Consider the following 1,583-nt stretch of genomic DNA (forward strand, 5'->3'; position numbering starts at 1 on the left):
GCAATGACCAGACGTAGCGCGCGGTCGAGCGGACCGGACTCGGCCGGGTCTGGCGGGGCCCGGACGCCGGCAACCCCGACCCGGGCGCGATCCGGCTGCTCTACAGTGACCGGCCGTTGACGCCGGCGGCGCTGAAGGCCCTCACCGAGAACTGATCCGGCGGCTACCGGTCGCCGCGCAGGTAGCGGGTCACCATGTCCACCAGCTCCTGCTCGAACGTCTCGACCGGAATGGTGCGCGGGTCGGCCATGAGCTTGTGCGTGTTCAGCTCCACGGTGAACATGATCAGCTCGGTCGCGGTGTCGAGGTCGCGGACGTGCACGTCCGGGTGCCGGGCCAGCAGGTCGCGCAATTGAGCGCCGCGTTCCCGGCCGTGGCGGTCGATCGTCTCGAGCAGTTCCCGGGACATCGGGGCCTCCTCGATCATGATCCGGAGCAGCTGCGGGTCGTCGCCGTGGTTGTCGATCGCGTCGCGGACCAGGGCCCGTACCGTCGCCTCCAGGGTGCCGGGGGAGAGGTCGAGCTGGTCGGCCTGCGTCCAGGTGCCGCGGTCCAGGTGCCGCATCAGCAGCTGGGCGAGGATGGCGTCCTTGTTCGGGAAGTACTGGTACAGCGAGCCGATCGAGATGCGGGCGCGTTCGGCGATGCGGTTGGTGGTGCCGGCAGCGTAGCCGTACTCGGCGAAAACGTGAGCAGCGGCGGTGAGGATCCGCTCCCGGGTGAGCTCGGCGCGGACCTGGCGGGGCGTGCGACGTGGCTGAAGGCGACGGTCGGCCGACGGCATCGGAGGGCCTCCTGTGGGGCGCGGAAAGCGAGTAGCCAAAGACCTGAGCTATTGTTCACAATAGTGCGGTGAGCTGCAAAAACAAGGCCGACACGTGATCCCCAAAGTCCAGCTTCCCGCCTCCCGTTCGATGATCACCCTGGCGGTGCGCCACCGGGAGTTCCTGTCGCCCGGCTTCGCGAACGTCACTCTGGGCGGCCCGGCCGTGCGGGAGCTCGTCGTGGCCGGCAACGACCAGGCCGTACGCCTGTTCTTTCCGCGTGCGGGCCAGACCGGGCTGTGGATGCCGACCCTGTCGAACGAGGCCTGGATCGCCCAGCTGCTGCTGGCGCCGAAAGCGGTGCGCCCGTGGGTCCGCAACCTGACGATCCGGCGGGTGCGGCCCGCGGACGACGAGCTCGACATCGAGTTCGCGGTGCACGGTGACTCGCCCCTGTCGTCCTGGGTGCGCGGGGCCGAGCCGGGTGACCCGGCCGGGATCTTCGACATCGGCACCACCTACCGGCGGCCGGAGCACGCGCAGGCGCAGCTGCTGATCGGCGACGAGACGGCGCTGCCGGCGATCCTGTCGATCCTCGACGGCACACCGCCGGGCCTGGCCACCGAGGTCTACCTGGAGGTGGCCACCCGGGCCGACATCCGGCCGATGCGGACGCCGGCCGGTGTCCGCATCCACTGGCTGAGCCGCGACGACGAAGACCTGCGGCCCGGCACCCTGGCCCTGGGGGGGGGGGGCGCCGCGGCCCACCCGCCCCCCGCCGGCGACACCAGGGTGGGGGGGGGGGCGCCGCGGGCCCCC

At 71.6% G+C, this 1,583-nt stretch carries 2 protein-coding genes; one reads left to right on the forward strand and one right to left on the reverse strand.

The annotated features are described in order from the left end of the window. Nucleotides 1-163: 163 nt before the first annotated feature. Nucleotides 164-784 carry a TetR/AcrR family transcriptional regulator gene (locus AB0C29_RS47590; protein ID WP_360834874.1) on the reverse strand — a complete coding sequence of 207 codons (621 nt, stop codon included), beginning with the start codon at nt 782-784 and terminating at the stop codon, nt 164-166. A 94-nt stretch (nt 785-878) separates the two neighbouring features. On the opposite strand from AB0C29_RS47590, the gene AB0C29_RS47595 reads away from it, so the two are divergent. Continuing rightward, nucleotides 879-1,583, forward strand: a 705-nt coding sequence (locus AB0C29_RS47595; protein WP_360834876.1) for a siderophore-interacting protein, incomplete at its 3' end; no start/stop codon positions are given.

It is taken from the genome of Actinoplanes sp. NPDC048791, from assembly GCF_040650095.1.
In the GTDB taxonomy this organism is placed as follows: Bacteria; Actinomycetota; Actinomycetes; order Mycobacteriales; family Micromonosporaceae; genus Actinoplanes.